The 26,093-nt window shown below is 38.4% G+C and carries 24 protein-coding genes; 13 read left to right on the plus strand and 11 right to left on the minus strand.

From position 1 onward, the window contains the following. Positions 1 to 25 precede the first annotated feature (25 nt). Positions 26 to 1,135, minus strand: coding sequence for a glutaminyl-peptide cyclotransferase (locus tag AAW12_RS21215; protein ID WP_046675690.1), 1,110 nt, complete (start codon positions 1,133 to 1,135; stop codon positions 26 to 28). Positions 1,136 to 1,336: 201 nt separating this feature from the next. Between AAW12_RS21215 and AAW12_RS21220 the strand changes: the two genes are divergently transcribed. Further along, positions 1,337 to 2,101, plus strand: coding sequence for a DUF72 domain-containing protein (locus AAW12_RS21220; protein ID WP_046676344.1), 765 nt, complete (start codon positions 1,337 to 1,339; stop codon positions 2,099 to 2,101). 13 nt (positions 2,102 to 2,114) lie between these two features. Here AAW12_RS21220 and AAW12_RS21225 read toward each other — a convergent pair whose 3' ends face one another. From AAW12_RS21225 to AAW12_RS21250, 6 genes are all read right to left on the minus strand, one after another. Continuing rightward, positions 2,115 to 2,447 (minus strand): hypothetical protein, encoded by a 333-nt coding sequence (locus AAW12_RS21225; protein ID WP_046675691.1) that lies wholly within the window; start codon positions 2,445 to 2,447, stop codon positions 2,115 to 2,117. Between the two features lie 11 nt (positions 2,448 to 2,458). Continuing rightward, on the minus strand, positions 2,459 to 2,779 hold the full coding sequence (locus tag AAW12_RS21230; RefSeq protein WP_046675692.1) for a hypothetical protein: 321 nt from the start codon (positions 2,777 to 2,779) through the stop codon (positions 2,459 to 2,461). Positions 2,780 to 2,811: 32 nt separating this feature from the next. Then, the gene (locus AAW12_RS21235) at positions 2,812 to 3,126 is read right to left on the minus strand and encodes a hypothetical protein (protein ID WP_046675693.1); all 315 of its coding nucleotides are present in this window, start codon (positions 3,124 to 3,126) and stop codon (positions 2,812 to 2,814) included. Positions 3,127 to 3,457: 331 nt separating this feature from the next. Beyond that, positions 3,458 to 4,516, minus strand: coding sequence for an L-dopachrome tautomerase-related protein (locus AAW12_RS21240; RefSeq protein ID WP_046675694.1), 1,059 nt, complete (start codon positions 4,514 to 4,516; stop codon positions 3,458 to 3,460). 318 nt (positions 4,517 to 4,834) lie between these two features. Continuing rightward, positions 4,835 to 5,488: an alpha/beta fold hydrolase gene (locus tag AAW12_RS21245; RefSeq protein ID WP_046675695.1), complete on the minus strand. Its 654-nt coding sequence runs from the start codon at positions 5,486 to 5,488 to the stop codon at positions 4,835 to 4,837. 163 nt (positions 5,489 to 5,651) lie between these two features. Then, positions 5,652 to 6,716 (minus strand): NADH:flavin oxidoreductase, encoded by a 1,065-nt coding sequence (locus tag AAW12_RS21250; RefSeq protein WP_046675696.1) that lies wholly within the window; start codon positions 6,714 to 6,716, stop codon positions 5,652 to 5,654. Positions 6,717 to 6,828: 112 nt separating this feature from the next. Between AAW12_RS21250 and AAW12_RS21255 the strand changes: the two genes are divergently transcribed. From AAW12_RS21255 to AAW12_RS21285, 7 genes are all read left to right on the plus strand, one after another. Continuing rightward, positions 6,829 to 7,176 carry a winged helix-turn-helix transcriptional regulator gene (locus AAW12_RS21255; RefSeq protein WP_046675697.1) on the plus strand — a complete coding sequence of 116 codons (348 nt, stop codon included), beginning with the start codon at positions 6,829 to 6,831 and terminating at the stop codon, positions 7,174 to 7,176. 175 nt (positions 7,177 to 7,351) lie between these two features. Further along, positions 7,352 to 7,945 (plus strand): RNA polymerase sigma factor, encoded by a 594-nt coding sequence (locus tag AAW12_RS25795; RefSeq protein ID WP_053003909.1) that lies wholly within the window; start codon positions 7,352 to 7,354, stop codon positions 7,943 to 7,945. A gap of 96 nt (positions 7,946 to 8,041) precedes the next feature. Then, a complete protein-coding gene (locus AAW12_RS21265) occupies positions 8,042 to 9,181 on the plus strand; it encodes a FecR family protein (protein ID WP_046675698.1) in 1,140 nt (379 codons plus the stop codon). 94 nt (positions 9,182 to 9,275) lie between these two features. After that, a complete protein-coding gene (locus AAW12_RS21270; RefSeq protein WP_046675699.1) occupies positions 9,276 to 12,884 on the plus strand; it encodes a SusC/RagA family TonB-linked outer membrane protein in 3,609 nt (1,202 codons plus the stop codon). 12 nt (positions 12,885 to 12,896) lie between these two features. Beyond that, positions 12,897 to 14,345, plus strand: coding sequence for a RagB/SusD family nutrient uptake outer membrane protein (locus AAW12_RS21275; protein WP_046675700.1), 1,449 nt, complete (start codon positions 12,897 to 12,899; stop codon positions 14,343 to 14,345). 76 nt (positions 14,346 to 14,421) lie between these two features. Next, positions 14,422 to 15,612 carry a thioredoxin family protein gene (locus AAW12_RS25800; RefSeq protein ID WP_053003911.1) on the plus strand — a complete coding sequence of 397 codons (1,191 nt, stop codon included), beginning with the start codon at positions 14,422 to 14,424 and terminating at the stop codon, positions 15,610 to 15,612. A gap of 8 nt (positions 15,613 to 15,620) precedes the next feature. Beyond that, complete coding sequence (locus AAW12_RS21285) at positions 15,621 to 16,769, plus strand: peroxiredoxin family protein (protein WP_046675701.1); 1,149 nt, start codon at positions 15,621 to 15,623, stop codon at positions 16,767 to 16,769. Between the two features lie 111 nt (positions 16,770 to 16,880). Here AAW12_RS21285 and AAW12_RS21290 read toward each other — a convergent pair whose 3' ends face one another. From AAW12_RS21290 to AAW12_RS21310, 4 genes are all read right to left on the minus strand, one after another. Continuing rightward, positions 16,881 to 17,414 (minus strand): NADPH-dependent FMN reductase, encoded by a 534-nt coding sequence (locus AAW12_RS21290; RefSeq protein WP_046675702.1) that lies wholly within the window; start codon positions 17,412 to 17,414, stop codon positions 16,881 to 16,883. A 558-nt stretch (positions 17,415 to 17,972) separates the two neighbouring features. Further along, positions 17,973 to 18,506, minus strand: a complete 534-nt coding sequence (locus AAW12_RS21300; protein ID WP_046675704.1) for a GNAT family N-acetyltransferase — start codon at positions 18,504 to 18,506, stop codon at positions 17,973 to 17,975. Between the two features lie 155 nt (positions 18,507 to 18,661). After that, complete coding sequence (locus AAW12_RS21305) at positions 18,662 to 19,060, minus strand: hypothetical protein (RefSeq protein WP_046675705.1); 399 nt, start codon at positions 19,058 to 19,060, stop codon at positions 18,662 to 18,664. A 195-nt stretch (positions 19,061 to 19,255) separates the two neighbouring features. Next, positions 19,256 to 19,906 carry a hypothetical protein gene (locus AAW12_RS21310; protein WP_046675706.1) on the minus strand — a complete coding sequence of 217 codons (651 nt, stop codon included), beginning with the start codon at positions 19,904 to 19,906 and terminating at the stop codon, positions 19,256 to 19,258. 346 nt (positions 19,907 to 20,252) lie between these two features. Between AAW12_RS21310 and AAW12_RS21320 the strand changes: the two genes are divergently transcribed. The 5 genes from AAW12_RS21320 to AAW12_RS21340 all read left to right on the plus strand — a co-directional run bounded on the left by AAW12_RS21320 (position 20,253) and on the right by AAW12_RS21340 (position 26,093). Further along, the gene (locus AAW12_RS21320; RefSeq protein ID WP_046675708.1) at positions 20,253 to 21,758 is read left to right on the plus strand and encodes a sensor histidine kinase; all 1,506 of its coding nucleotides are present in this window, start codon (positions 20,253 to 20,255) and stop codon (positions 21,756 to 21,758) included. Between the two features lie 87 nt (positions 21,759 to 21,845). Then, positions 21,846 to 23,342, plus strand: coding sequence for a TlpA family protein disulfide reductase (locus tag AAW12_RS21325; RefSeq protein ID WP_046675709.1), 1,497 nt, complete (start codon positions 21,846 to 21,848; stop codon positions 23,340 to 23,342). A 5-nt stretch (positions 23,343 to 23,347) separates the two neighbouring features. Next, positions 23,348 to 24,022: a LytR/AlgR family response regulator transcription factor gene (locus tag AAW12_RS21330; RefSeq protein WP_046675710.1), complete on the plus strand. Its 675-nt coding sequence runs from the start codon at positions 23,348 to 23,350 to the stop codon at positions 24,020 to 24,022. 263 nt (positions 24,023 to 24,285) lie between these two features. Further along, complete coding sequence (locus AAW12_RS21335; RefSeq protein ID WP_046675711.1) at positions 24,286 to 24,984, plus strand: RNA ligase family protein; 699 nt, start codon at positions 24,286 to 24,288, stop codon at positions 24,982 to 24,984. Beyond that, positions 24,984 to 26,093 carry an AAA family ATPase gene (locus AAW12_RS21340; protein WP_046675712.1) on the plus strand — a complete coding sequence of 370 codons (1,110 nt, stop codon included), beginning with the start codon at positions 24,984 to 24,986 and terminating at the stop codon, positions 26,091 to 26,093. Before AAW12_RS21335 ends, AAW12_RS21340 begins: the two co-directional genes overlap by 1 nt.

Genomic DNA, 26,093 nt, shown 5'->3' on the forward strand with positions numbered 1-26,093 from the left:
GTTGTTTTTTTTGATGGAGATAAAGCTATTCTGTTAGCTTTATCTCGAACATTTTATCCCAGTTTTTACCGGTAACAAAGAAGGTGTTTGATCTTTTATTGTAAGCGATACCATTTAGTACATCTAAATCCACATGCTGTGTTACATGCTCACGTAATTTGGATAGATCGACTAAAGCCTCCACTGTACCTGTTTTAGGGTCTATTCGTCCAATGACATCCTCCATAAAGAAATTTGCATAGATTTTCCCTTTTACCCATTCCATTTCATTGATTTGATCCACCATGGCCGTATTCGTTGCAGCACGGATATAATCCACTTTTGAGAAATCATTTGGATGAAGTGTATAGATATAATCAGAACCATTGGACATGAATAAGTTTTTACCGTCAGAAGTTAAGCCCCAACCTTCCATTGGCTGAAAGTAAGGAAGTGTCTTAATAACAGAAAGACTGTTTATATCGTAGAGGTAGGCTAGATTGTTTTTATAGGTTAATTGATATAATTTTCCATTTAGGACGGTAGCACCTTCGCCAAAAATTGAATCATCCAATTCATTTTTTTTGATTGGCTGACCCGTTTTAGGATTAACAATACGGATACTCGATTTACCCTTATTTCCACTTGGACCAACCCCGTTCCCAGTACTTTCGATCAAATTATCACCGTAAAACTCCAGGCCTTGTGTGAAAGCTTTGGCATCATGTGGGTAAATATTTACAATGCTATAACTTAGCAAAAGCGGAGGGTTAGAGGCGAATAGATCGATGTTGACGGAATTTTCTTCTCGCTTTCCATCACTAAATACGACAGCTTTAATAATTTGCTTGCCAAATTTCTCCTGTTTTAATGAATAATTGAAAGGCTCATTTCCGACGACCTGGCCAATCTTTTTCTCGTTTATAGCGTAAATAACAGAGTCTATTTTGGATGTGTTTTTGCTATTCATCTTTAAAATCAGACTCTCGCCCCGCGTATAGCGCTGTTTAATATTGTCAAAGGTAAATGTTGGATTTTTATCAGCATGTTCGGGCTGAGAACTTAAAGTCGTATTGGTATTGTTGCTTTTATTTCCGGTACAACTGCCCAAAATGGCGCCAATAATAAAACAAATGAGGTGCGATTTTTTTTGCATTGATATAGTGTGCTTGATTAATTATCCGACAATAAACTAGAAAATGAGTTGTTTAAAAATAGCTGTTGCGGTACTCCTCGGTTCTCAAACATAGATAAATTGTTTTTTATATGCAATTCAGTTGCTGATCAATACAAAAAAATAATTCGTTTGTGGAAGAAAAAAATGAACCATTACATGCTGCTCGATTGTTATAAAGGTATGGAAAAATCATATTTTACCGGAACGAGCGGTATCCTTTTGCCTTACAAGAATAAAGGTTACTATCCGGAGGAATTACAGGATAAAAGTCGATTGGCTGTATACAGTTTACTATTTAACTCATTGGAAGTAAACAGTTCTTTTTATAAAATTCCCAGAGAAGAAACAGTTAGAAGATGGTCTGAAGAAACGACCGATGATTTTCGTTTTACTTTTAAACTATGGAAGGGAATTACGCACCAAAAAGAACTCAAGTTTGATCCACGGGATGTCGCCAGATTTCTATCTGTTATTGACGCTATCGGTCAAAAGAAAGGGTGCTTGCTTATCCAATTACCACCATCTTTTAAATTTGCTTCTATTGGAATGCTTGTTGAACTGCTGGATTGTATTGCTCAGGACAAGAGAAGTGATGAATGGAAAGTATGTGTAGAATTTAGGGATTCCTCCTGGTATAGGGAAGAAACTTCTTTACTTTTAAAATCCTATGAAATGCATTTGGTTATTCATGATAAGGATAGGCAAGGTATGCGTCTTCAATATACAGATACAAAAATAATCTATATGCGCTTCCATGGCCCAAATGGCGATTATAAGGGAAGCTATTCGGACAGCCTATTGCTGGAATACAGCACCTATATTAACGACTGGATTGCAGCGGGAAAAGAAGTCTATACTTATTTTAATAATACCATCGGAGCGGCACTTCCTAATCTAAATACATTAGCCATGTATATCACAGCGAACAAAATATTTCCGGTTTAAAAAGTGTCTTTTTTTAAAGTACACTGCCACGGATATATTGATTTCCCATATAGCCATCCCAGCCTTCATGTTCACGCATAATCCGCTGATAAGCTGCGGTCAATGCCCGAACCTTCGTAAATAAGGGAATACCTCTCCGGATACAGTCGTGATCGGCGTAAGTTCCAGCACTATCGTACCATTGTAGCCACTCGAGTAATTCTTGTCTTTTCATAAGCGTTAATCTATCGAATAACGTCTTATCTTTTAAGTTCATGAGCTGATAACGCCAATCTGTGCGATGCGATTCCATAGCTAGAATTCTTGGAAGCTGATGCGCTATGATCTGTTTAATAAGAGACTCCATAATCTGAAATTTTAGTTGTTAAAGATGAGTTGTGCGTGTGTATGCGAAAAGGCTTTGTATCTTCTTTTCATGTGGATGCGCAGGATTTCTTTATGGATATACGCGACAGCCCTTAATTTGGAAAGCTGCTGCACGCCATTTTCAATACATTTACGATCGGTATAGTTTCCTTTTGGATCATGCCATTGTAGCCAATCAAGGAGTATTTCTCTTTCTAGATTCTCGAGTCTCTGATGTAAGCCGATTAATTCACTTTCCCGGAGTTGTTCGCGCCAGTCAGACCAGATCGGACCTGACACCATCCCTCGCTTCTCTTTGAATTTATTTTCCATATTTTAAGTCGAATTTGAAGATCTAAAATTTGTTAGATGACTAGCTTACTGATAATAGCATTGCCAAGTTTACTTTTCATAAATAACTCAATTTGTTTCAGCAATTCTGGACTTACTTCGGGGACTCTTTCTAAATCTCGTATAAACCACTTCTGAATGACAGGTGTTTGTTTGGAACGTTGGTCAAATTTAACCACTTCAGCCCGTGATGATTTTCCAGCCGGATCGTAGTATGACCACAGTACAATGAAAATTGTATTTGGATCCTCATCGGAATAGGGGGTATGAAAGCGAACGATGTCACCTACGTGTAAATCCTTATTGTCATATGCTGCGCTGTGTTCCATAAAAGCATTGTCTAAAACTGATATTCAAATATACTAAAAATATTAGTATAAAAAAGTTTTTGCTAAAAATTTTATACTTCATCTAAGAGGCTGTTGTTTTTTATAGTTGGAGGCATGTCTTAGTGATTTGTGCTTTTACTTCGATTTTATTGTTTTTATGAATCTGAATTTCAGTTCCTATTTCTTGTGGGTAGAAAAGATGGACAAATATAAAGGGGAACTAGTCGAAGGGAATTTTGTGAAGGCTGCGCATAGATTAATATCTAGGTGAAAAGTAGATGTGTCAGCGCGAGTTTTATGCTTAAGAATTTCACTTGTTGTAACATTTTTTTCAAAATTTCGGTAATTTGACCTTAAAGACATAATATGGCAACTCTACCTTATCAGCTCCCTTATTCCATTGCGGGTCTTTAAAGAGCTGTGCACAAGAGAAATAAAGGTATCCATCTCCGCTGATACCCATAGAATCGGGCCATAGTATTCGGGAGTCCCTTACCAGGGTATTCACATTTCCCTCAGGATTTAAATATTTAATACTATAATCTATTGACGATGTGAGATAAATATTTCCATCAATGTCTGCTAGTAAGCCATGCGTGATTCCGACTTCTCCTTTGTCTTCCACTTTTGCCTCCAATTCTTGATCCGTCAGCCCTGCGTCGGCTAAAAATTCTGTTGCAATACAGTACAAATGGGTTTGATTGATCGGTTTGAAATATAAATATTTAAAGTCGTGACTCAATGCTATGCCATTCACGTTGGAAGAAAAAGGCTTTCCATTTTCACTACGCATTTCAATACCATTATAGCTTAATAATACATCAGGATCAGCCAGCGTAAAACGGCTTCCAGTTAAAGCCTTTCTAGTCTGTCCAGTTTTAAGGTCTAAAATAATGATGGCCGCTTGACCGGGATCGGAGAGATAGGCTAAATTTCGCTTGTGATCAATACGCATATCATTTAGACCTGATTTGGTTTTATCAAGGTCGTCGAAACGATAAATATGTTCAATTTGATTTGTATTTGTATTGATTTTTAATAATTTAAACTGGCCTTGATTTGATTTTTCATCTTTGCCAAAAATTGATCCAGCAGCAGATGGTTTAGAATCCAATACCCAGAGATTGTCCTCGGTATCGACAAATATATCCTGAACATTTACAAAGTGGGAATTCTCTTTTCCTTCTAAATTCCATTCTTCATTTGGATAAGGAACAGGTTTTCCATTGATGATTTCAGTAAGTGCATACTGATAATTTTTAGTTTGTTTTGGGAAGGAGACAAATAATCGATTGTTGGAGGTAGCGCTCACACCGATCGGACGGTACGGGCCTAAAGCTGCTGCGATCTCCAATTTTGGGGCTGTAGTATCATTAACTTGTGCCAGCATAGTGAGAAAAAAGATGTGACAGAATAAAAAACTTAATATGAGCCGTGTTCGCATATTCTTGTTATAATTTAACCTTGCTATATTACTTTTGACTGGTCCCATTAAGCAATAAACGGCGGTTTTTTAGTTACGTAAAGAGACCGCGCTCTCATAGAGGAACCTTCTATTCTCAATTATTGTTTGTCCTTTTCTTCAAATAATACTTTTTTACACTGCTCAGCATATCGTGTGTCTCATGTCGATACGAATTCACTTGGATTTAATTTTCTGAGCGATTAGAAAAGTTGGGATTGGTCTCGGTGATTAAAAGGAGGTGATTTACAAGCAGATTTCTTGCAAGAGCTTTTCAACCTCCTGGGCATGAGTGACTGTCATAAAATGTCCCGCACCTTTAATGATAAAGTTGGGCTTTACATTTTTGATGGGGATAATATGATCTTTACTACCATGTATATGAATTAAATTGTCCGGAACCGAATTGTTTTTCCATTGCAGAATTTGATGTATTGCCCAGTTCATAAAGATGGGGTCTGTATCGTATAAAATCTGTTTTAGCAAGCGGGAATCTTCTTTGTTACGTATGCCAAAAAAGTAATCTGATAGAAAACAATGGAACTTTAGTAACGGACTAGGAACCAGTTTGTTGATTTTGAGTCTGCCTGCTAAGCGATACAGTTTGGTTAATTCATGCCGTCCTTTGGCTGAAGCAAGCAGAATAATTTGTTTTGTTTCGATAATCTTGGCAATTTCTATTGCAAGCATTCCTCCAAAGGAAAGCCCAACGAGGATGGGGTTCTTTGCAGTAATTTTAGTCGATATTCTTTTTGCATAAATAGACAGTGGTTCATTGGGGCTTGGTGTAATCCAATCTAGATAGGTTAGATCAAGCGAGCCAAAGTCTATTTTGCTGAATACACGTTGATCTACACCCAATCCGCTGATGACATATATTTTGGTTGCGGTGATTTTCATTTAATCAAGTGTCTGTATCCATTTGCGGAGACAAGGTACTGAATTATCGTTACAAAACAGGGGCAAAAATTGATTCGAAAATCAAATTTTGCCCCTGTTTATACTATTGAATAACGTAAATATTAAATAACGTAATTTTAATCCACCTAATCGCTCGAGCTTACTAAGATAAGCTCGCCAAACTCTTCGCTTCAAAAGTCGATAATTCGTTGTATTTTTCGGCTTGCACTTTCTTCACCCAATTCGGATCTTGCAAGATCGCCCTGCCAACAGCTACAAGATCAAAATCGCCACGTTCGTAACGACGAACCAGTTCATCCAGTGAAGCGGGAGAGGACTTGAACTCGGAATTTGTAAATACATCGCCAAAATCTTTGTCAAGACCTACGGATCCAACCGTGATTGTGGGTTGTCCTGAAATTTTCTTGAGCCATCCCGCAAAATTTAAGTCGCTACCTTCAAATTCCGGCTCCCAATAACGACGTTGGCTTCCATGAAAAATGTCGACACCGGCATCTGTCAATGGTAGGATCCAATCTTCCATAGCCGCGGGGGTGGGAGCAAGCTTGGCCGTGTAGTCTTGCTGTTTCCATTGTGATAAACGTAGAATGATTACAAAATCAGGTCCGACCGCTTTTCGCATTGCTTTGACGACCTCAACCGCAAATTTAGAACGCTCCTTAATTGTTTTTCCACCAAATTCGTCTGTTCTGTGGTTCATTCCATCCCAGAAAAATTGGTCGATCAGATAGCCGTGGGCGCCATGGATTTCAAAAGCATCAAAACCGAGGTCTTTTGCAGATTTTGCAGCGTCAGCGTAAGCTTGTATCGTGGCCTCTATATCCGCTAATGTCATCGTATCCGGACTTTCAAAAGCTGCCGGCGGAGTCCATTGCATAGGAGTATAACCAACATGCCATAGTTGAGGGGCTATTTTTCCTCCTTTTTCGTGCACGGCATCGACAATATTTTTCCAGCCGGCCAATGCTTGGTCACCGTAAAAGTTTGGGATATCCTTTAAATTCTTTGATGAAGGTCTTTCGATAACGGTACCTTCTGTCAAAATTAAACCGACATCCCCCGCGGCACGACGCTCGTAATAACCCGCTACAGCGCTGTCGGGAATTCCATCCGTCGAAAATGCTCTCGTCATTGGTGCCATTACAAAGCGGTTTTTGAGTGTTAAATTTTTGTACTCAAATGGATTAAAAAGTGTTTGTATGCTCATTTTTCTCGTTTTAAATCGTAAATCTTTACAAATATATTTTAAATAGTATATATTTGTAACTATTATTAGTGTAAACTAGTTACCTTCGTGTAACTATTTTGAATATATTCAAATGAAAAGGACTGAATTTAAAAGTTGTTCCTGCGCTATGCAGCGTTCCATGGCAATTTTAGGTACTCGGTGGAAGCCGGTGATTATCTATACTTTGCGCGATCGAAAAGCCAGATTTGGTCAACTGGATGCGCTCATCGAACATATTTCTCGAAAGGTCTTGACCAGTTCATTAAAAGAATTGGAAGAGGATGGTATTATTTTGAGAGAAGAGTACAAGGAGCTCCCACCACGCGTAGAGTACTCTTTGACAGAAAAGGGCAAGGCTTTAATACCTATTATGTGCCAATTGGCCAAATGGAATGAAGCCTACTATGAAGAGCCTGTGTCACCAGAATTGATCGCGTAGAAATTAGCATCTCAATACATCGGTCTTGCTTCGCTTTTAGGCTATCGCTGCCGAATGGAATAGTATCGTGTCAACCGGTTTGGCCGGTACGTTTTCTATCGCTTGCCAGCGCGGGATTGTTGATCACAATAAATGAAATTTTCATATTTATTTAAAATTTAAGTAATATTGAATTGTGAAAAACAAGGTAAACCAAGAATTTAGCAAGCAAGATTTTTTAAAATCTTTTCGAGAGGGCAGAAGGGATGGTTTACAGTTTCTGTACAAAACGTTCTATAGTCCAATGTGCTATTTTTTAGAAAAGATGAACCTTGATAAAGGAACCATCGAAGAAATCGTACAGGATGTATTCTTAAAGCTTTGGGAACGACGGGTTGATTTTGATCATGTTGAATCAATCCGAGGTTTTCTCTACACAAGTTGTAGAAATGCTGCTTTAAACAGGATCCAACAAGAGAATAGGATTCAACAAAAGACCAGTTTTTATATAGCACAAGTTGAACTGGTCGATTTACCGATCAGCCATCAAATGATCTATATGGAAACGCTTCGAACGATCCATGAAGCCATTGATACGCTGCCTGAGCAGTGTAAACAAGTGATGCGCAAGTTGATTGTTGAAGATTTAAGCCCACAGGAAGCAGCGATCTCCTTAGGACTAACCACTAGTACGGTTTACAATCAAAAGAAAAGGGGAATTGAACTTTTGAGATTAAGACTCAAGCCTGACCAGTTTTTTTGCCTACTTTTGCTTTTGCTATATTTTTAGAAAATTTATACTTCTGATATATAGGTTTTTGTAAAAATATCTACCACCTCTTTAGAGAAACGAAATCAAAATATTGTTTTAAGTATATAGAGCAATATGGAGCAAGTACCCCAGCATATCATTTATTTACTGAGCAAATCCAAACTAGAAGGATTGCGTGAGGACGAAAAATTACAGTTGGACGCATGGAGATCCGAAACGGAAGCCAATAAGGGGCTCTGTGATCTGATTGACAACAAAAATCAAATGCAAGCGGATTTAGACGGGATATCTCGTTATGATTGGGAGACGTCATTTACTCTCTTTGAACAAGATTATCTCATTACCTCATATCCTAAACCTTTTTATAAACGCATGTGGTCTTACGGTATTGCAGCAGTATTGATTGGATTATTGGTGTTATTTTTTATCCATAATCTTTCGGATACGGTATATCAGGAGACTCCGAATAAAGATATTCAACCCGCTCAAATGACGGGCGTAGTTCGTCTGGGAGATGGAAATTCAATTTCGATGGTTCCGGGAGATACGCTATTATCGTTTGCATCGCCCGGTAAAAATAAAGCACCACGGGTGAATAATTTATTCGCTGCGACACCCAAGGGAGGGAAAATGACCATGCTATTACCTGATGGAACCAAAGTGTGGATGAATGCGAAAACACAGTTGGATTACTATGAAGTAGATAGTATGCGGGAAGTTCGTCTAGTGGGAGAGGCCTACTTCGAAGTTGCCAAGAAATATTTACCATGGGAAGGTGAGGTTCCAAAACTGAAACCTTTCGTGGTAAAAGCGGGGAAGATCAATATCTCCGTATTGGGGACACATTTTTATGTGAAATCAACCAAGAATATAGAAGACTTTAGAACGACATTATACGAAGGTAAAGTTAGGGTTCGACAGGACGAGAGGCAGATTATACTGTTACCTGGGGAAGAATCGTATATCAAGCTCGGTCAGATCGAACGACGAATAATTGATCTTGACGCGCGCAATGCATTGAAAGAAGGATATTTCGTATTCAATTCGGAGACTTTACGGGTTATTATGGATGAGTTAGCGTCCTGGTATAATGTGGATGTCGTCTATCTCGATAACCAAATAAAATCGGAAAAATTTGAAGCGATGTTGTCTCGTAACAGCAGTCTGAAAGATATCATCAACGTACTGGAGAGTACCGGAAAAATTAAATTTAAATTTAAAGGAAAGACCATTTATGTAGAAAAAACAACCTAAATGAAAAGACGAAACCCTAAACGCTTGCAACATTTAGGGCTTCTGATCAAGTAATTCTAACTGTAACAGAATTTTAATTCTTAACCTAAAACAAATGTATAAAAATTATGCACAACTTGGTCGTGCCCTACACGATCAAACGCAACAAATGAAAAACAGCGATCGCCCAGATATTTGGGGTAGGCCGCAATGGAGGGGAAACATTATGCGCATATCGCTTACAAGCATCATGATGTCTTGTTGTCTGCTTCATGTTGGAGCTAAAACATACGGACAGAACATATCGATACATGAGAAATCAGTGTCGTTGAGAAAGGTTTTTTCGGAGATCAATAAGCAGACTGGCTATTCTTATGTATGGGCGGCCACAACTATTGATCCCGATACAAAGGTTAACTTAACTGTTAAAAAGGAGTCGTTGGGAAATGCACTTTGGAAGTTATTGGGCGATTTGGATCTCGATTTTGAGATCAAGGGGAAGATTATTGTCGTACACGAAAAATCTCAACAGACTCAACGATCGATCACTAATCAGTTAATGACGGTAAAAGGTTTTATTGTCGATTATAACAACAGACCGCTTCAAGGCGCAACGATTCGTGTAAAAGGTGTTCCAAAAGGAACCGTTACAGATCAGCATGGTTATTTTGAAATTAATGGCGTTAGTTCGAATAGCTTTTTGGACATTACAATGGTCGGATTTGCTCCATTTACGATTGCAGCTAAGTCGGATTTAGGTACAATCAACTTAAGGGCATTGGACGAGCAATTGGAGGAAGTGAACATTACGGTCAATACAGGATACCAAAAAATAAGCAAAGAAAGAGCCGCAGGATCAATTGCACAGGTCACTGCCAAAGACATGGAAGGACGGCTTCAACCTAATTTATTGGACCGGATCGATGGATTGTTGCCCGGACTAAATTTGGTGCGAAATACATCAAGTCCGCAGAATTCTAAAAATAATCTGGGGATCGAGGTGCGTGGTCGTTCCACCATCAACGCTCAGGCTGCTCCGCTAATCGTTGTTGACGGAATGCCTTTTGAAGGCGACTTAACAGCAATTAATCCCAATGATATTGCTGCTATAACGGTTCTAAAAGACGCATCGGCAGCTTCTATCTACGGGGTACGCTCCTCCAATGGTGTCATTGTGATCACAACAAAAATAGGTAACGCCGGTAAAACAAAAATCGATTATAGTAATACGCTTTCTTTTAGAGGACTTCCAAGCCGCAGCTACCTCAATCAGATGAGTAGTGCTGAATTGGTTAACTTTCAAAAGGAAATGTTTAATTATCGTTCGGGAGATTATGCTGCCATTGATCCGAGAAAATCAATGAATGATGTGTATCGAATTTTGTACGATCGCAAAGGTGGCGTGATTTCGGAAGAAGAGATGGAAAAACGTCTGGATGTATACCGAAATCGTGACCGCTTCAGTCAAATGGATAAATTTCTGAATACCACTCGATTTGATCAGCAGCATAACCTCGCTATTTCGGGCGGATCCGATCGTTATACCTATCATTATTCCCTCAATTATACACAGCCTGGAGATTACAACAAAGGTCGTGCGACAAATAAAGAGCTGGGATTCAGTCTGAAAAATAATTTTAAGTTTACCGATTGGTTTAGTTTACGCGCAAATGTATTGGGAAAAAATCAAAATAGGGAGGGCGATATTGGCTTCAATTTCTACGATAACTATATGGGGGGCAAAGCGTCCTATTATCTGCTTGAAAATGAAGACGGTTCTCCGGCGCAATGGTATAATTCAAAATCTCAATTTGAAATAGACCGGTTAAAAGCCTTAGGACTGGAAGATGAGACCTATATTCCATTAAATCATGTTGCCGCGATTCACGAAAAATTTTATAATAAATACATTAACCTAAATTTTGCGGCCAATTTTAAAATTATCAAAGGATTGGATTTTGACCTATCCTATCAAAGTGAACGAACGGAAGGGTATAATGGCACATTGAATAGGAAAAATGCCCAATCGGTTGTAGGTATGGTGAATGACGCCACCCAAATTGGAAAAGACGGATTAATCAAACGTAATATTCCACAAGGGGGACAATTTGCCGAACAGCGTAACGATGTCAATAGCTATACCTTACGTGGTCAATTCAACTATCAATATAACAGTCGGGATAAACATGAAATTGTGGCTATTGCAGGCGCCGAACGTAGGCAGATTAACAATCGTTATACAAATATTTATAAATACGGCTACGATGAAAGCAGCTTAGTTTATAAAGGGATTAATGAAGAGCTTTTTGGGATTCAAATCCAAAATACACAGGCACTTTTTAATAGCTATTCCATTTCAAAAAGAGAGACTGGGTTTAAGGATTTAGTCGATAGATTTGTTTCCTTCTATGCCAATGGATCTTATACCTATGATCGTAAGTTGACTTTAAGTGGAAGCATCCGGATGGATCAATCTAATTTGTTTGGGACAAATATTAAAAATCAATACAAACCTCTTTGGTCCATAGGCGCCTTATATCATCTACCAAAAATTGATTGGGAACCATTAGATCGTTGGTCGGTACGTGCCACTTATGGCGTAAATGGAAATGTGCCAAAGGATAATGGACCATATTTGATTTCAAGGGTGAATAACAACCTGAACTACTTCAACGGTGAAATGCAAGCCTACATTGATTCTCCCCCAAATCCATTGTTGCGATGGGAGCGAACAAAAGTATTCAATTTAGGCTTTGATTTTTCACTATTTAAAGATAGACTTACAACTACCCTTGATATCTACAATAAAAAAACCGCTGATTTATTGGGGAATACACCTTTGGATCCGACGTTGGGATGGGATATCGTGTTACTTAATTATGGTGATATGCAGAATAGCGGGATCGAGTTGGGGCTGAATGGTAAGGTGATTCAAGGTAAAAACTTCAGCTGGAACAGTACACTGAATTTTAGCTACAACAAAAATAAGATCACAAATCTCTACGTTGAGCAGAATACGCCGTATTACTACTATTATGCTCCTCAAAATCGTGTTGGAATCCCAATGGGTAGTTTGTATAGTATAGATTATGCAGGATTAAATGAGAAGGGGAGACCTTTGGCACGAAAGGCTGATGGCAGTCTGGTAGAGACCACGCAAAAATTGACCGTCGATGATTTAATCTACGAAGGTACAACAGTACCTCCCTATACCGTTTCTTTCAGAAATGGATTTAAGTATAAAGATTTGACGCTTTCCTTTATGTTTATTTTCAATGGCGGTCATGTGATGCGCGGAGTTCATCCAGAGTTCTTGAGTAAATACGCGGAGCTGAACTACAATAGTAACTTCGACAAATTATGGTTGAATTATTGGAAGAACCCAGGTGATGAAAGTAACCCTGATATTGCTCCTGCATTTGTTTCTGCTGCTTCAGGTAATATTTCCGATATTTTCAATGCTGCACATAAATTTGTTCAGAAGGCTGACTATATTAAATTGCGCGATATTTCATTATCCTACAGCCTTCCAGCACAATGGATTGCCCCGACAAAACTTTCTTATGTGCGTCTGACAGGACAGGTATTGAATGCATGGCGTTGGGTGGCTAACAAGGATAATCTTGATCCTGAGGTTTGGGCCGGGTTTAGTACAGTAACCAGTCCAAGTAGAGGTATACAAGCACCTACAATTTACAATTTAGGCGTATCTGTAGGATTTTAATAAGAAAATATCATGAGAAAAATATATATAGGATTGCTATTCGGTTTATTGACATTGAATAGCTGTAACAAATACTTGGATATTAAACCAAAAGGTTTTACAATTCCAGAAAATCTGAATGATTACAAATTGCTTCTAAACGATCAATCTTTAGTAAGGGCTTCCGCTGTTTATCCGAACTATTTAGTAGATAATTTACAGTCCGGAGATCCTCAGGATGTACAATCGGCAGCAAGCTATGACTATTATGACTATGTGAAAAAACAACTCTATAGCTTTGCTCACGGTGCGATATTTGAAGATGGCCAGTATGATCCATACTGGGAATCGGCTTATAGCCACATATTCACTTACAATGTTGTTATTAACAATGTATTGGCAGCAACAGAGGGATCGGAAGCCGAAAAGAAAAGGGTTTGGGCTGAGGCTAAGGTCGGTCGTGCATTTGAATACCTTAGTCTAGTGAATATCTATGCCGCTCATTATAATCCTGCAAGTGCCACAAAAGATCTAGGGGTACCTTTGGTGCTGAAAGAGGATATCAATCAAAAATACGAACGTGTATCTGTTCAGGCGATCTATGATCAGGTAATTAGCGATCTTAATGACGCGTTGCCAAATTTGAGTACAGTGCAGTCAAATAGATTTCAAGCAGTACGTTCCGTCGGTTTCTCTTTTCTAAGTCGCGTTTATCTCTATCAGGGAAAATACAAAGAGGCCCTTGAGAATGCAAAACAAGCACTTGCTGTGAATAAAACGCTCATTGATTATAGTTTATATACCAATAAGGACAAGACGACTTGGGGACGAGTTTGTCTTAAAACAGATAATTCGGTTCAATTTCCCGATTCTAGAACGAATATGGAGGCCGTATGGTCTCGGTTAGGAACAAGTTCCCTAGGTAGCCCCAATGCCGAGTTTTATGCCTCTAAAGAGCTGATTGATACTTACGCCAAAGATTTGCCTGCAGGTGCAAAGGACAAACGTTATGAATTATTTTTCTGTCGCGATCAGGCCTCATTTGGACCCAATATCGTGAAGTTTCCCGGTCGGGTTTTATTTGCACCTTACGTCGAATTTAGTACAGGATTTAATACGCCTGAATTGTTTTTGATTGCTGCAGAAGCCGCTGTCCGCACAGGTAACACGGCAGAGGCACTAAGTTTCTTGAATACATTAAGAAATAGCCGAATAGAAAATAATAAGGTGTTAACCTCAACGGATCCAAAAGTCGTTTTACAGACGGTACTTGACGAAAGGCGTCGTGAAATGCCCTTTATGGCATCCGATAGGTTGATCGATTTGAAGCGACTCGCTATAGCAGATAATTTTAAGAAGTCAATTCAACATCCATTGGGCGGGAAAATTTTCGAAATGGAATCAACGGATGCCCGGATGATCCTTCCAGTTCCGCCCAAGGTACTTTCGTTGAATCCGGGAATTCCCCAATACGAACGATAACAAAACTACATATAGACCGCTCATCCTAATCAATTTCTATCAGCATAGAGATTGATTAGGATCTTAATAAAAAAAAATGAAAAAGATACTAATGACAGCATTAGCTTTTACACAGTCGATGCTATTGTTTGCACAAGAACATATACAGTTTCAGAAGCTCACTTTTGGTCAGGCAAAGGAATTGGCCAAACAGGAAAATAAGCTGATTTTCTTAGATGGATTTACCTCCTGGTGCGCTCCTTGTAAATGGATGGAAAGTAATGTGTTTTCACAGCCTGAAGTCGCTCGTTATTTTAATAGCAGGTTTATCAATACTAAATTTGACTGTGAGATAGGAGAGGGCGTAGATATTGCTAAATTATACCAAATCAGAAGTTTTCCCACGTATTTATTTTTAGATGGGCAGGGGACATTGATCTATAGAACCCAGTCTCGCATGGAAGCCGATCTTTTCTTGAAGCAGGCAGAGCAAGCTAATGATCCCAATTTTCAGATCCCCAATTTGCGTAAATCATATGATTTGGGTATGCGGGAGTCGAACTTCCTGATTCGCTATATTAAAGTGATGGAACAAACCGATAGTCAAGCAGCGAATGCAGCGAAAAAGGCATTGGACAGCATGGCTACCGATGAATTTTTGAGGAGCTCAAATGGATGGGAGACCATAAAAATGATGGCACAAAGTCTGGATGATCGCTACGGAAAATTTTTTGAGTCGAACAAATCTTATTTTAAAAGCATAGCCGTGCCGGCAGATTTTGCAAAAAAAGAGGCACAGCTGCTACGTTATGCTATGTATGGCTATATCAGAGATCATAAAGTAGATGAGTTTAATGCTGGTGTAGCTTATTTTGAAGGGTTAAAAGATCCAGAACAAAAAATAGAAGCTGCACTGTATAAAGTAGAATGGACAGCTGCACATGGTAACGATAAGGATTTTGTTACCCTCACGAATGTCTTAAGAAAAGGCCTGCTCAAAAATGAGGACGAGAGATTGAGTTTTATTGCCCGTCGCAATGCCAATGCAAAAGGAAATATTGCAAATCCAATCATACTAAAACAATGCTATGTGCTGGCCAAACAGGCAGTCGGATTGAATCCCTCAAGTTATTCCAATCAAGGGACATTGGCCGATATTTGTATCGCATTGAAAAAAAAGAAAGAAGCTATTCAAGCTGCAGAAGCTGCACGTGGCTTGGCTGAACTCGAAACTTCAAAAATTATTAAACTGGCCGATGCACTTGTGGCACGTGCTAAAGCACTGTAATAGTCAATATGAAAAAAATAGCTACATCCATATTCTTGGTTTTAAGTTGTCTTGGGACAGTATTTGCTCAAGGACAGCCCTTTCAATTAACAATAAAGGGAAAACAATTTCCCGCAAAATCTAAAGCATTTGTTCGCTACATCGTGGACAGAAAACTGACAATTGACTCTATTAATTTTGGACCCAATGATGTGATCTATAAAGGGGAAATTATGGAACCAACACAAGTCATGTTATTTTATTCCAAAGATGGTGCTTCCTTCTTTAGCCGCAAAGGTGGCCCGATGGAGCGTCTTACATTTTATGTAGATCCTATGGAACCCAATACGCAAATCACTGTTCAAAGTCCTTTTGAGTCTTCCCTGGTGAAAGGTGGTAAACTGCAGGTAGCCTATAAGCAGTATCAAGATTATTTAAACTCCTATGAGAAAAAGCTTATGGTTCAGCAGTCTAAAAGAGCTGATTTGTATCAGGCAAAAAATCGTGACGAGAATGCGCTCAACCAAATTGCGCAAGAAATAGACAAGATCGAAACAGAGCGTAAGAAGGCGCAGCGAAATTTTATCGTCAATAATCCAGACAATTACTTCAGTTTGTTGGCCTTGCAGGAAGTTGCCAGCTACGATGATAATGTAGTTACCACCGAACCTTTGTTTTTCAATTTGTCATCGAGATTAAGGCAAACAGCTATTGGGAAAAAATTGGATGCAGCTATTCAACTGGCAAAAAAACTAGGAATAGGACAGCCGGCTTTAGATTTTGCACAGATAACTCCTGAAGGTAAAGAGTTAAAACTTTCAGATTTTAAAGGTAAATACGTGCTTTTGGATTTTTGGGCGTCATGGTGCGGTCCCTGTCGTGCAGAGAACCCTAATCTGGTGAAAGCCTATCAAAAATTTAAAGGATCAAAATTTGAGATACTGGGTGTTTCACTCGATAAACCAGGAAAGAAAGATAACTGGCTGAAAGCGATTGAACAAGATGGATTAACCTGGCCTCAGGTGTCTGATCTGAATGGTTGGCAAAACCAAGCGGCTCAATTGTACGGTATTCAAGCTATCCCGCAAAATTACCTCATCTCTCCCGAAGGTAAGATCGTAGGAATTAACTTAAAAGGAGTAAAGTTGATGGAGAAACTCGAAGAGTTACTTAAATAACATAAGAAGGGGCATTGCAATTTGCCCCTTCTTAATTTTTCCTGCCATTCTTTGTTATTTTTTTGCAAAAAGACAATCACAAAGCCAGAAAAATGACACTGGATTTTGACGTTAGAAAGAAATCTGTTCCTTGAAGCCCGCTATTTTTTCCCTCAAACTATTGAGGTGTTCCGGATTGATTACACCATTATCCTGATCAAAATTTTCGTAAAATTTGGGAAGCGAAAATGTTTCTTTTATGATAGCGCCAAACTGCGGGAAGAATTTCTGCGCTTCGGCCATTACATTTCCACCACCATAACCTCCGGGTGACGTTGTCATAAGCAACATGGGTTTGTCTTGGAAAACTTTAACATTTATTCTAGATGCCCAGTCGAATACGTTTTTAAATGCTACGCTATAGGAGCGATTATTCTCTGCGAGGGAACAAATGATCACGTCACAGGAGGCAATATGATCAAGGAAAAGCTGTGCTTCCTGTGGGAACCCATTCTTTTCAAGGTCTACAGAAAAGACAGGCATGTTATAGTCATTCAGGTCGATCAAATTAATCTCATGCCCCTCGAAGCTTTTAAGTACAAATTTGACCAATTGTTTGTTAATCGATGTGGAAGAATTACTCCCTGCGAAAGCGAATATTTTCATGTTTTATTCTTTATGATTATCGGTTGTTTAAATTTAGTTAATTTCCCGAAACAATTGGAGATTTAGACTTGACTTGTCGTTTCTGATAGGTTTTGATGATATGGTATAAATGTTTGAAATCGTCGCTATGCATATTTCGTTCATTTATTATCATGATTAAATTATCTGTTGCCTGAAGTTCTATGATTCTGAATTTAAAATATTTTTCCTCCTTACTGAATAACTTTATGATATTAAGCGGATTCCGAAAGTGATTCATATCAATTACTTTTTTTGTATATCTGGTTATATGACACATATTTAAATCCTTTCGATATAATCCACCTAAGTTTACTTTGGTAAGTGTATCTCCATTGATTTCGAAGTGCTCAAATCTCCAAACGCCTGTAAATATGATGAGCCCACAGCAAGTCTCCCATATTATCCCTAACAGAGAAATGGAATACTTAGAAATTATTATTGGGAATATAGCAATACAACCAAAAAGAAGAATAAGTATAGGAAATGTATAATCACAGCGCAACTTGATATTCTTTTTATCCATGAGGAATTGCTGTTTTATTTTTCCGTCTTAAAAATGGAGTATAACGGAATATCATAATACCGGCCATCTTTCTTTAAATGTTGTTTTAACAGCGCTTCTTTTTTCATGCCTATTTTTTCCATGACTTTCCCCGAAGCCGGGTTATGGGGGAAGTAGGTCGCAAAGATTTTGTTAAAGTTTAACTCTTTAAATCCAAACTCAATGATTGCTTTTGCAGCTTCCGTGACATAACCATTATTCCAATAAGGAATAGCAATCCAGTATCCCAACTCAGCCTTGTCCGAGCCTTCATCATGCAGACCAATAGCTCCGATCAGTTTTTTATCTTTATTTCGAATAGCAAAAGTGAATCCTTTACGATTGGCAAACGCTTCTTCGGCTAATTTAAGCCAATATTCAGCATCTTCTTTTCGGTATGGATAGGGAATATTTGAGGTAAAGTCCGAATAAACCTTGTCTTGCAGATAGTCTACAATCTGTGGAATATCAGTCGTTTCAATGGCGTTGAGAATGAGTCGTTCTGTCTCTAATTGTGGGAAATTTTTCATTTGATTAAGTCTTCAATATGGCTAAAATGAAATTACGGGTTACTTAGTTTTTATAAATGTAGGGAAGTTTTATGAGATTCTTTTCCTTATATTTTTATCGTCCTCCCTTATAATCGCACAAGTCAAATAATGCATAACGGTTTAAAGAATAGATATTAAGAGCTAGATTCTTTACTTTCAATTGGATGACTTTCTAACAGCTCGATACGCCCTTCAATAATCAGCAAATAAAAGTTTTCGAAACAATCCTGATAGATCTTTTGCTCCAATGATTTTATTTCCTCAAAGAGACGTTCTTTCGCCACAGCAGCGTAACATATCTCATTTTTTGATGCTGTTATCGTTTCTTGGCAGGGCGTATCGTGAAGCTGTTTGTACAGGTCGCCTAAATCTGAAATGTCTTCACTGCGATGGTAGAAAGCGTGAAACCACACCCAAAAGTCTTCTTGATTTTTATAGGGATGAGGTAATAATTGAACCGACGTATTTCTAAATAGATCTCCCGGATGCTTCTTATAACGGAAATGAGTGGCTGTGGTCTTTAAACTATTCATAAAGCTAATTTGTCTGTAGGTTTACAAAAAATAATTCAAGAATAAAGATATCATCTTAAATATCGGTATTTTTTTAGTATTAAAAATTTACTAGTGTTAAAACTAATTGGATGTAATATGATACAGAATGGACACAATAACGAAGCTCCACCGATCTATTCTGCTAAAAGAATACATGGATTTAATATTATACTATTAGCCCCAGAGAATTCTGATGAGAACGGATATTGTGAATACAAATAATCCGATATAGAATATGTTTGTCCCATGTTTTCTGTCATGATCAGAGTAAGAAAATATCCGTTCACCAGTCGGAAGACTCTTTTTAGAACTAAACAACATATACCCGATTGCAATGCCTAAAAGTCCACCTAGAAGGGCTGAAATATAGCCAAAAATAATCCAATACTTCTGTTGTGGTTCCGGTTCCCGTAGTTGCATGAGCCGCTCATGTTTCAAAAGATCAAGTTTTTCCTGATCAATCTCTTTCCCTCTTTTTAATAAAATTTCTCTGGCAAGCGCATAGTCCAATTTGTTCCATTCATCGGGTTTTTGCAGGATTTCGAAAAGCTCTTCGTCGGAAAATTGGTACAGGTAGTGGTCATCTTCAACCAGTGGGAGAGACTGCATTTCCTGCTCTTCTAAAATAGATTCTGCATTTGCGAAATTGGCGGGGTCTATTTGAATCTCATATTGGTGTCCTACCGTATTTCCAGAAAATGTAATATCCACAGGGGGTAGATTATCAGCCAACCGCGTTTTTACATCTCTATCCGAAAGTAGCTGATGACATTCCTGAGCTTCCTCTAAGCTAGTAAACCTTTTTAATACGATATAGTTATCCATATGATCGATTATTTTTTTAATACCTGTATTTATGACCATTCGACAGCCCAATGCCTTTGTGCAATCTTGGCTATTTGCCGTAACAGTTGCTGCAAAAATCGGACGTGAATGTGTGAAACAGCGGATTAATTTATGTAGTGTTTTTTTGAATAAAGTTAATAAAGCCAGTTTGATACTTTTCAGCTTAAAGATAGTAAAATCATATCCGATTTTATATGAACAACAAAAGAATCCTATCTATATAAGATGAATAAAGTTTGATTCGTCACATTTTTGGTGGGATTCATCACATTTTTCTGTATTATGTTTTCATTTCAGTTAATATTGTCTTATCAAAATCAATAACATGAAATTGAAAGACGTAAGAAAAATAGAATTTTGGATGGCAACTATTGTATTTGTCGCTGTTGTTTATGCTTTGCTTGTTGATACAAACAATCGGGATGATAGTGGTATGCATAACTATTTCATTGGTCAGAAAATAAACTACTCCTATTTTTTTAATTTTTTTGTTCCTAAGTTTAGCTATTATCTGCTTCTATATTTGATGTTTCTCGCATTAAATTTTGTTCTTATTCCTGCGCTCATCAATAAAAAAAGGGAGTTGTTGAATTATTCATTACTAGCTGCTCTGATCTTGATATCCGGACTGATTTTAGGTGTATGCCGGACCTATAGCCATACCTATGAGCTTATAGATTTTGATAGTATTCAAAGAGGCTACAATAGCATGTTTTTTAAGTCCTTAACACAAGCAGTTCTATGGACAATCGTAATTTCTCTATACACCTGCATGCAATTTTTGATCAGCTATCTGCTTAAAAACAGGGTTGAAAACCCGGCTATACAAAAGCAGCTAAAAATGGATTTGGCCTTTGGAATTGGCTTTTGGTTTATCGGATTGTTTTTTTTGATCATATCGCACTCGCATTACCAACTTTCGGTGTTATGGACTTTGGTCGTGTTGTCTGCGGTTGGTATCGTAATCTATTCCTTATACTATTTGTTGCCAAAATTACATGAAAAACAAAAGAAATTCCGCGACTTCTTTTGGATTATCGCTGCGGTGAGTTTGGTTTTAGTCATACCATTAAGCATATTGGCCCTATTCTTCTTTAACCGGACCAGTGAAGTGATCTTTATCGTTGCCATGTTTCATTTACCCACGCAGTTATTGGTTAGCGTTCCGCTTTCCTGGTTTCTCTTTAAAAAACGTCTAATGCGTAACAACGAAATTGCCTCCTTGCGTACAGAGCTCGGTCAGTCGGACGCCAATCTGACTTTTCTGAAATCCCAAATAAATCCACACTTTTTATTTAATGCCTTAAACACATTGTATGGCACGGCATTACAGGAAAAAGCCGAACGGACAGGGGAGGGAATTCAGCGATTGGGCGATATGATGCGGTTTATGCTCCATGAAAATACGCAAGATAAAATCTTGTTGATGCGTGAAATAGAATACCTGAATAATTATATCGCCTTGCAGACCTTGCGGACTTCGATGTCAGACAAGATTACTATTACAACGGAAATTGAAGAGCAGTTTGAAAATTATCAAATTACACCGATGTTGCTTATACCCTTCGTTGAGAATGCGTTTAAGCATGGTATAAGCCTTCAGAAATCGTCTTATATTAAAATCTCCTTGCAAGTGCGGGATCAAGTTCTGTTTTTCGATGTGAGCAATAGCATTAATCCAAAAAGTGATAATGACCCCGAAAAACTAAAAAGCGGCGTAGGCTTGGGAAATGTAAGACAACGCCTGTTATTACTATATCGAGATCGGCATGAATTGATAATACATGAAAATGCCAATGAGTTTTTTGTACATTTAACATTACATCTTTAGATCTAACTCGTGTCATTTACATCTAGCTAGTTCCATTATTTTTTATTCCATAATTCACCTGATTTATTGGTTCCTTAATTAACAGCAATGAAAAAAACAGTTATTTTTTTGCTTATGACCTTGTTTTGTCTAAGCAGCTATGCTCAGTTTAAATTGAGCGGTAAGATTCGGAATTATGATCCAAACAAGGCCTTGGAAATCAATATTCCTCTTATTTTCGGTTTTTATAAAGAAAATTCGAAACGAATACCCGTTGCCAGCGATGGCACATTTGAGGTCGCACTGCCAATAACGACCCGAAAATCCGCGACTCTAAATTACAGCGGTGTATTTCAAACCTTGTTATTAAGCCCCGGTAAAGATCTTATCCTGAATTTAACCGATAGTACTATCGTATTTACATACGGTAGTGCTTTGACAGAAAATAAAATTATACAGCAAATAAAACACGATGAAGTGCCTTTTTTTATGAAGGCCCCGAACTTAAATAATCTTGCTAAATGCTCTTTGGCTCAGTTGAGACAGCAAGTGTTAATTCCCTGTTTAGCGGATTGCAATCAAATAAATAAAGTGATCCAAACTAGCCCATTGTCTACCCAACTAAAAAACTATATTCGTACTGAGTTTTACGCGCAACGAATGAACCATCTGAACGATTTTGCCCGTGTCGCTGAATTGCCAAAGTCTACTGCAGATAGTTTAGTTCTAGCGCTGTTTGGAAAAGCATCTATTAATTTACAGGATGACTTTGGAGGCCCCTCTTTTTATTCTTTCCTTGACAATTACATACGTTATCTGGAAACGAAAGCATTTGTTAAGATTCGGGCCGAGAAAATTCCGTCAAGTGAGCCTATTCCTTATTTCGGAATAAGCCTAGACAGTGCAAATAGATTAATGACTATCTACAGTAAAGATTACTGGCGGTTTATTGGTGCTTTAAATAATTTTTCCAAGCCTATCGTAGAAAAATACAATTTTCAGCAATTGGTCAATCTATATCATGACAGAGACTTACCACATTTAAAAGCATTGGCACGGGCACATTGGAAGATATTTCCAGCAGATAAACATAAACCGCTGATTGAAAGCTATATTGCCAATCTTGACGCTCTTTTGGTAGCGAATAAGCAGAACAAACAGATCCGGTTGATTGAAGATGATCAACCTATTTCGTCGATCTACGACCTGATTGCCGAATTGAAGGGAAAAGTGGTCTATTTGGATGTTTGGGGAACCTGGTGTGGTCCTTGTAAGTTTGAATTGAAATATACACCCGAACTGAAGAAAAGATATATGGATAAAGATATTGCCTTCGTTTATTTGGATATGGATGAAGACCATCGCGATCAGGACTGGAAAGACTTTATTCGAGTCAACAATTTAACCGGAATCCATTTACGTAAAAATAGGAAACAGATTGAGCCCCTTTGGAAAGAATTGCTGCTAAATGCAAAAGACAAAGCTGAATATTATCCGCAATATTTTATATTTGATAAAACAGGAAAATTAGTTGTGGAAAAGGCACTTCGACCAAGTAATGGAAAACAACTGTATGACCAACTAGATCAGATTTTAAACCAATAATTGCTATGATTGCCATCGCGATAGATGATGAACCTGTAGCACTGCAGGTCATTGAACACCTTATAGCTAGAGTCCCTTTTATTGATTTAAAAAGTACATTTACGGATGCATTTATGGCGATTGATTATCTCCAGAAGGAGCAGGTGGACCTTATTTTCTTAGATATAAAAATGCCCGATATCTCAGGGATAGAGTTTCTGCGGAGTTTGAATACATCGCCAATGGTGATTTTTACAACGGCTTATTCTGAGCATGCGTTATTGAGCTTCGAACTCGATGCAATTGATTACTTGCTTAAACCATTTTCTATGAGCAGGTTTTTGAAAGCCTGCAACAAAGCCAGCGAATTGTATGGTCTTCGGGCAAAAAAGCTGGAGCCTATCAAAGACTACCTGTTCGTCAAAGATGGTTATGAACATGTTAAAGTTGAGTTCGACCGTATCCTGTATATTGAAGCATCAGGCAATTACACCCAAATACATTTGAGCGATAAGTGCATTAGCTCCAGAATTACCATTACCGAGCTGCTGGAATTACTCCCGAAGAGTGAATTTGTTCGTTGCCATAGAGCATTTATCGTCGCACGAAGTAAACTGATTAAGTTCGATAAAACCCAAATTTGGGTAGCAGACCGGGTTATTCCCATTGGAAAAACATACACTGAATTGAAATTATATTAATTGACGCGTTTTTTGATAAATCAAAGCTGATTAGAAAGTAGGGAAGGAGCTGCGCCGTCAAAAGGTTAAGGGAGCGTGTTTATGTTTTTAAGATAAATTTAATACTTTTGTAGCAATAGATCATTAGTGTTGTCAATTTTTAAAATTTAAAGTCATGTAATGCATTGTCGATATTTAGGAAAAAAGTAAACAATGGGATTTACCCGATTTGTTTACCCTATACCTATGTCTTCAATTTTTTAGTATGGATTTAAATTTTAAAAATGGAATCAACAAAATATGGTCGTACCTATCATTTCCCATTTTCGCCAGGGACAAGCAGCGACGATCGTTTTAATCAACATTATTGGACGGATATACAATCTTTCCATAAACTGTTATTTACAGAAAAATTAGATGGTGAAAATAATTGCCTTTCACGGCGTGGAGTATTTGCACGATCCCATGCAGCTCCAACCACGTCGCCATGGACGGCTCAGCTTCGGGAGCATTGGTCCAGATTAAAAAACGATCTGGATGATTTGGAGTTTTTTGGTGAAAATCTTTATGCTGTGCATTCGATCGAGTATCTGCAACTTGAACACTATTATTATGTTTTTGCTGCTCGAATTAAAGATCAGTGGCTTTCATGGGAAGAAGTTACTTTTTATGCCAGTTTATTTGATTTGCCGACCGTACCTGTTTTGAAACTCGCAAAGGTAAAGGATTTGACCGAGTTCGACCTTCGGTGTTCGGTCGAAAATTTGGCCAAGCAGTCTTCTATATTTGCATCGGTTGATCCTAAAACTGGCAAAGCATGTACGATGGAAGGGATAGTCTGCAGGAATGCCGACACGTATGCTGTCAGCGAATTTCAGCATAATGTTTTTAAATATGTTAGAAAAGGACATGTGCAGACCGACGAACATTGGACAAAATCATGGCATAGAGCAAAAATGATTTGGGAAAGGAGGGATTATTAATGGAATGGACAATAGCAATAAATAAGGATTGGTCGGCTTTAGCGAAGCAATTTTCTTGGGTCAGGGATATGGAACAGGTGCAGCAAGATCCTTTGCATCATGCAGAAGGGAATGTCGCGATTCATACCCAAATGGTCTTACAGCAACTTGAAGCGTTGCCTGAATATCGGAATCTGGATTACCAAAAGCAGGAGCTCCTCTGGGCTTCGGCTTTATTGCATGATGTCGAAAAGAGATCGACGACAATTGTCGCTGCAGATGGTCGCATCAGTTCACCGAATCATGCCAAAAAAGGAGCACAGACCGCACGGGAGATTTTATTCCGTGATGTGGAGACCCCTTTTGCATTACGGGAGGAAATTGTCGCATTGGTACGCTATCATGGCTTGCCATTATGGTTGATGGAAAAAGCCGATCCGATGAAGAGCGCCTTGGAAGCGTCACTATGTGTCAATATGAGCCAACTCAAGTTGTTGGCTGAAGCCGATGCTAAAGGAAGGTGTTGTGGCGATTTGGATGCTTTGCTCTATGCATTGGATATGTTCGAACTGTATAGCAAAGAGATTGGCTGCTGGGATGCCACGCGTTCTTTTTTGTCTGAAAATGCACGATTTACATATTTTAATGGAAACGATAGTTATGTTGATTATGTGCCTTTTGATACATTCAAATCCACGGTGACTGTACTTTCAGGTTTGCCGGGAATGGGTAAAGATTATCAGATTTTAGCAATGAATACCGACCTCCCCATTATTAGTCTGGACGACATCAGACGCAAGTACCGCATTGATCCGACCGATAAAAAGAGAAACGGATGGGTTGTGCAGGAAGCAAAAGAGCAGGCAAAAAAATACTTGCGCTGCGGACAGGATTTTATCTGGAATGCCACCAATATAACTTCACTGATGCGAAAACAATTGATCGATCTCTTCGTCAGCTATCAAGCCTATGTGAAATTGTTGTACGTTGAAAAACCCTACAAGATTTGGCGCACGCAAAATAACGAACGGGAGTACCCACTGCCAGATGCTGTCTTGGATAAAATGCTCCATAATTTGGAAGTTCCGCAGTTGACAGAGGCGCATGAGGTTCACTACATTACGGAATAG

It is taken from the genome of Sphingobacterium sp. Ag1, assembly GCF_000988325.1.
Classification (GTDB): domain Bacteria; phylum Bacteroidota; class Bacteroidia; order Sphingobacteriales; family Sphingobacteriaceae; genus Sphingobacterium.

Excerpts from the sequence above, each read along its gene's own strand:
- AAW12_RS21215 (WP_046675690.1), bottom strand. The coding sequence starts at position 1,135 with ATGCAAAAAAAATCGCACCTCATTTGTTTTATTATTGGCGCCATTTTG.
- AAW12_RS21220 (WP_046676344.1), top strand. The coding sequence starts at position 1,337 with ATGGAAAAATCATATTTTACCGGAACGAGCGGTATCCTTTTGCCTTAC.
- AAW12_RS21225 (WP_046675691.1), bottom strand. The coding sequence starts at position 2,447 with ATGGAGTCTCTTATTAAACAGATCATAGCGCATCAGCTTCCAAGAATT.
- AAW12_RS21230 (WP_046675692.1), bottom strand. The coding sequence starts at position 2,779 with ATGGAAAATAAATTCAAAGAGAAGCGAGGGATGGTGTCAGGTCCGATC.
- AAW12_RS21235 (WP_046675693.1), bottom strand. The coding sequence starts at position 3,126 with ATGGAACACAGCGCAGCATATGACAATAAGGATTTACACGTAGGTGAC.
- AAW12_RS21240 (WP_046675694.1), bottom strand. The coding sequence starts at position 4,516 with ATGCTGGCACAAGTTAATGATACTACAGCCCCAAAATTGGAGATCGCA.
- AAW12_RS21245 (WP_046675695.1), bottom strand. The coding sequence starts at position 5,488 with ATGAAAATCACCGCAACCAAAATATATGTCATCAGCGGATTGGGTGTA.
- AAW12_RS21250 (WP_046675696.1), bottom strand. The coding sequence starts at position 6,716 with ATGAGCATACAAACACTTTTTAATCCATTTGAGTACAAAAATTTAACA.
- AAW12_RS21255 (WP_046675697.1), top strand. The coding sequence starts at position 6,829 with ATGAAAAGGACTGAATTTAAAAGTTGTTCCTGCGCTATGCAGCGTTCC.
- AAW12_RS21265 (WP_046675698.1), top strand. The coding sequence starts at position 8,042 with ATGGAGCAAGTACCCCAGCATATCATTTATTTACTGAGCAAATCCAAA.
- AAW12_RS21270 (WP_046675699.1), top strand. The coding sequence starts at position 9,276 with ATGTATAAAAATTATGCACAACTTGGTCGTGCCCTACACGATCAAACG.
- AAW12_RS21275 (WP_046675700.1), top strand. The coding sequence starts at position 12,897 with ATGAGAAAAATATATATAGGATTGCTATTCGGTTTATTGACATTGAAT.
- AAW12_RS25800 (WP_053003911.1), top strand. The coding sequence starts at position 14,422 with ATGAAAAAGATACTAATGACAGCATTAGCTTTTACACAGTCGATGCTA.
- AAW12_RS21285 (WP_046675701.1), top strand. The coding sequence starts at position 15,621 with ATGAAAAAAATAGCTACATCCATATTCTTGGTTTTAAGTTGTCTTGGG.
- AAW12_RS21290 (WP_046675702.1), bottom strand. The coding sequence starts at position 17,414 with ATGAAAATATTCGCTTTCGCAGGGAGTAATTCTTCCACATCGATTAAC.
- AAW12_RS21300 (WP_046675704.1), bottom strand. The coding sequence starts at position 18,506 with ATGAAAAATTTCCCACAATTAGAGACAGAACGACTCATTCTCAACGCC.
- AAW12_RS21305 (WP_046675705.1), bottom strand. The coding sequence starts at position 19,060 with ATGAATAGTTTAAAGACCACAGCCACTCATTTCCGTTATAAGAAGCAT.
- AAW12_RS21310 (WP_046675706.1), bottom strand. The coding sequence starts at position 19,906 with ATGGATAACTATATCGTATTAAAAAGGTTTACTAGCTTAGAGGAAGCT.
- AAW12_RS21320 (WP_046675708.1), top strand. The coding sequence starts at position 20,253 with ATGAAATTGAAAGACGTAAGAAAAATAGAATTTTGGATGGCAACTATT.
- AAW12_RS21325 (WP_046675709.1), top strand. The coding sequence starts at position 21,846 with ATGAAAAAAACAGTTATTTTTTTGCTTATGACCTTGTTTTGTCTAAGC.
- AAW12_RS21330 (WP_046675710.1), top strand. The coding sequence starts at position 23,348 with ATGATTGCCATCGCGATAGATGATGAACCTGTAGCACTGCAGGTCATT.
- AAW12_RS21335 (WP_046675711.1), top strand. The coding sequence starts at position 24,286 with ATGGAATCAACAAAATATGGTCGTACCTATCATTTCCCATTTTCGCCA.
- AAW12_RS21340 (WP_046675712.1), top strand. The coding sequence starts at position 24,984 with ATGGAATGGACAATAGCAATAAATAAGGATTGGTCGGCTTTAGCGAAG.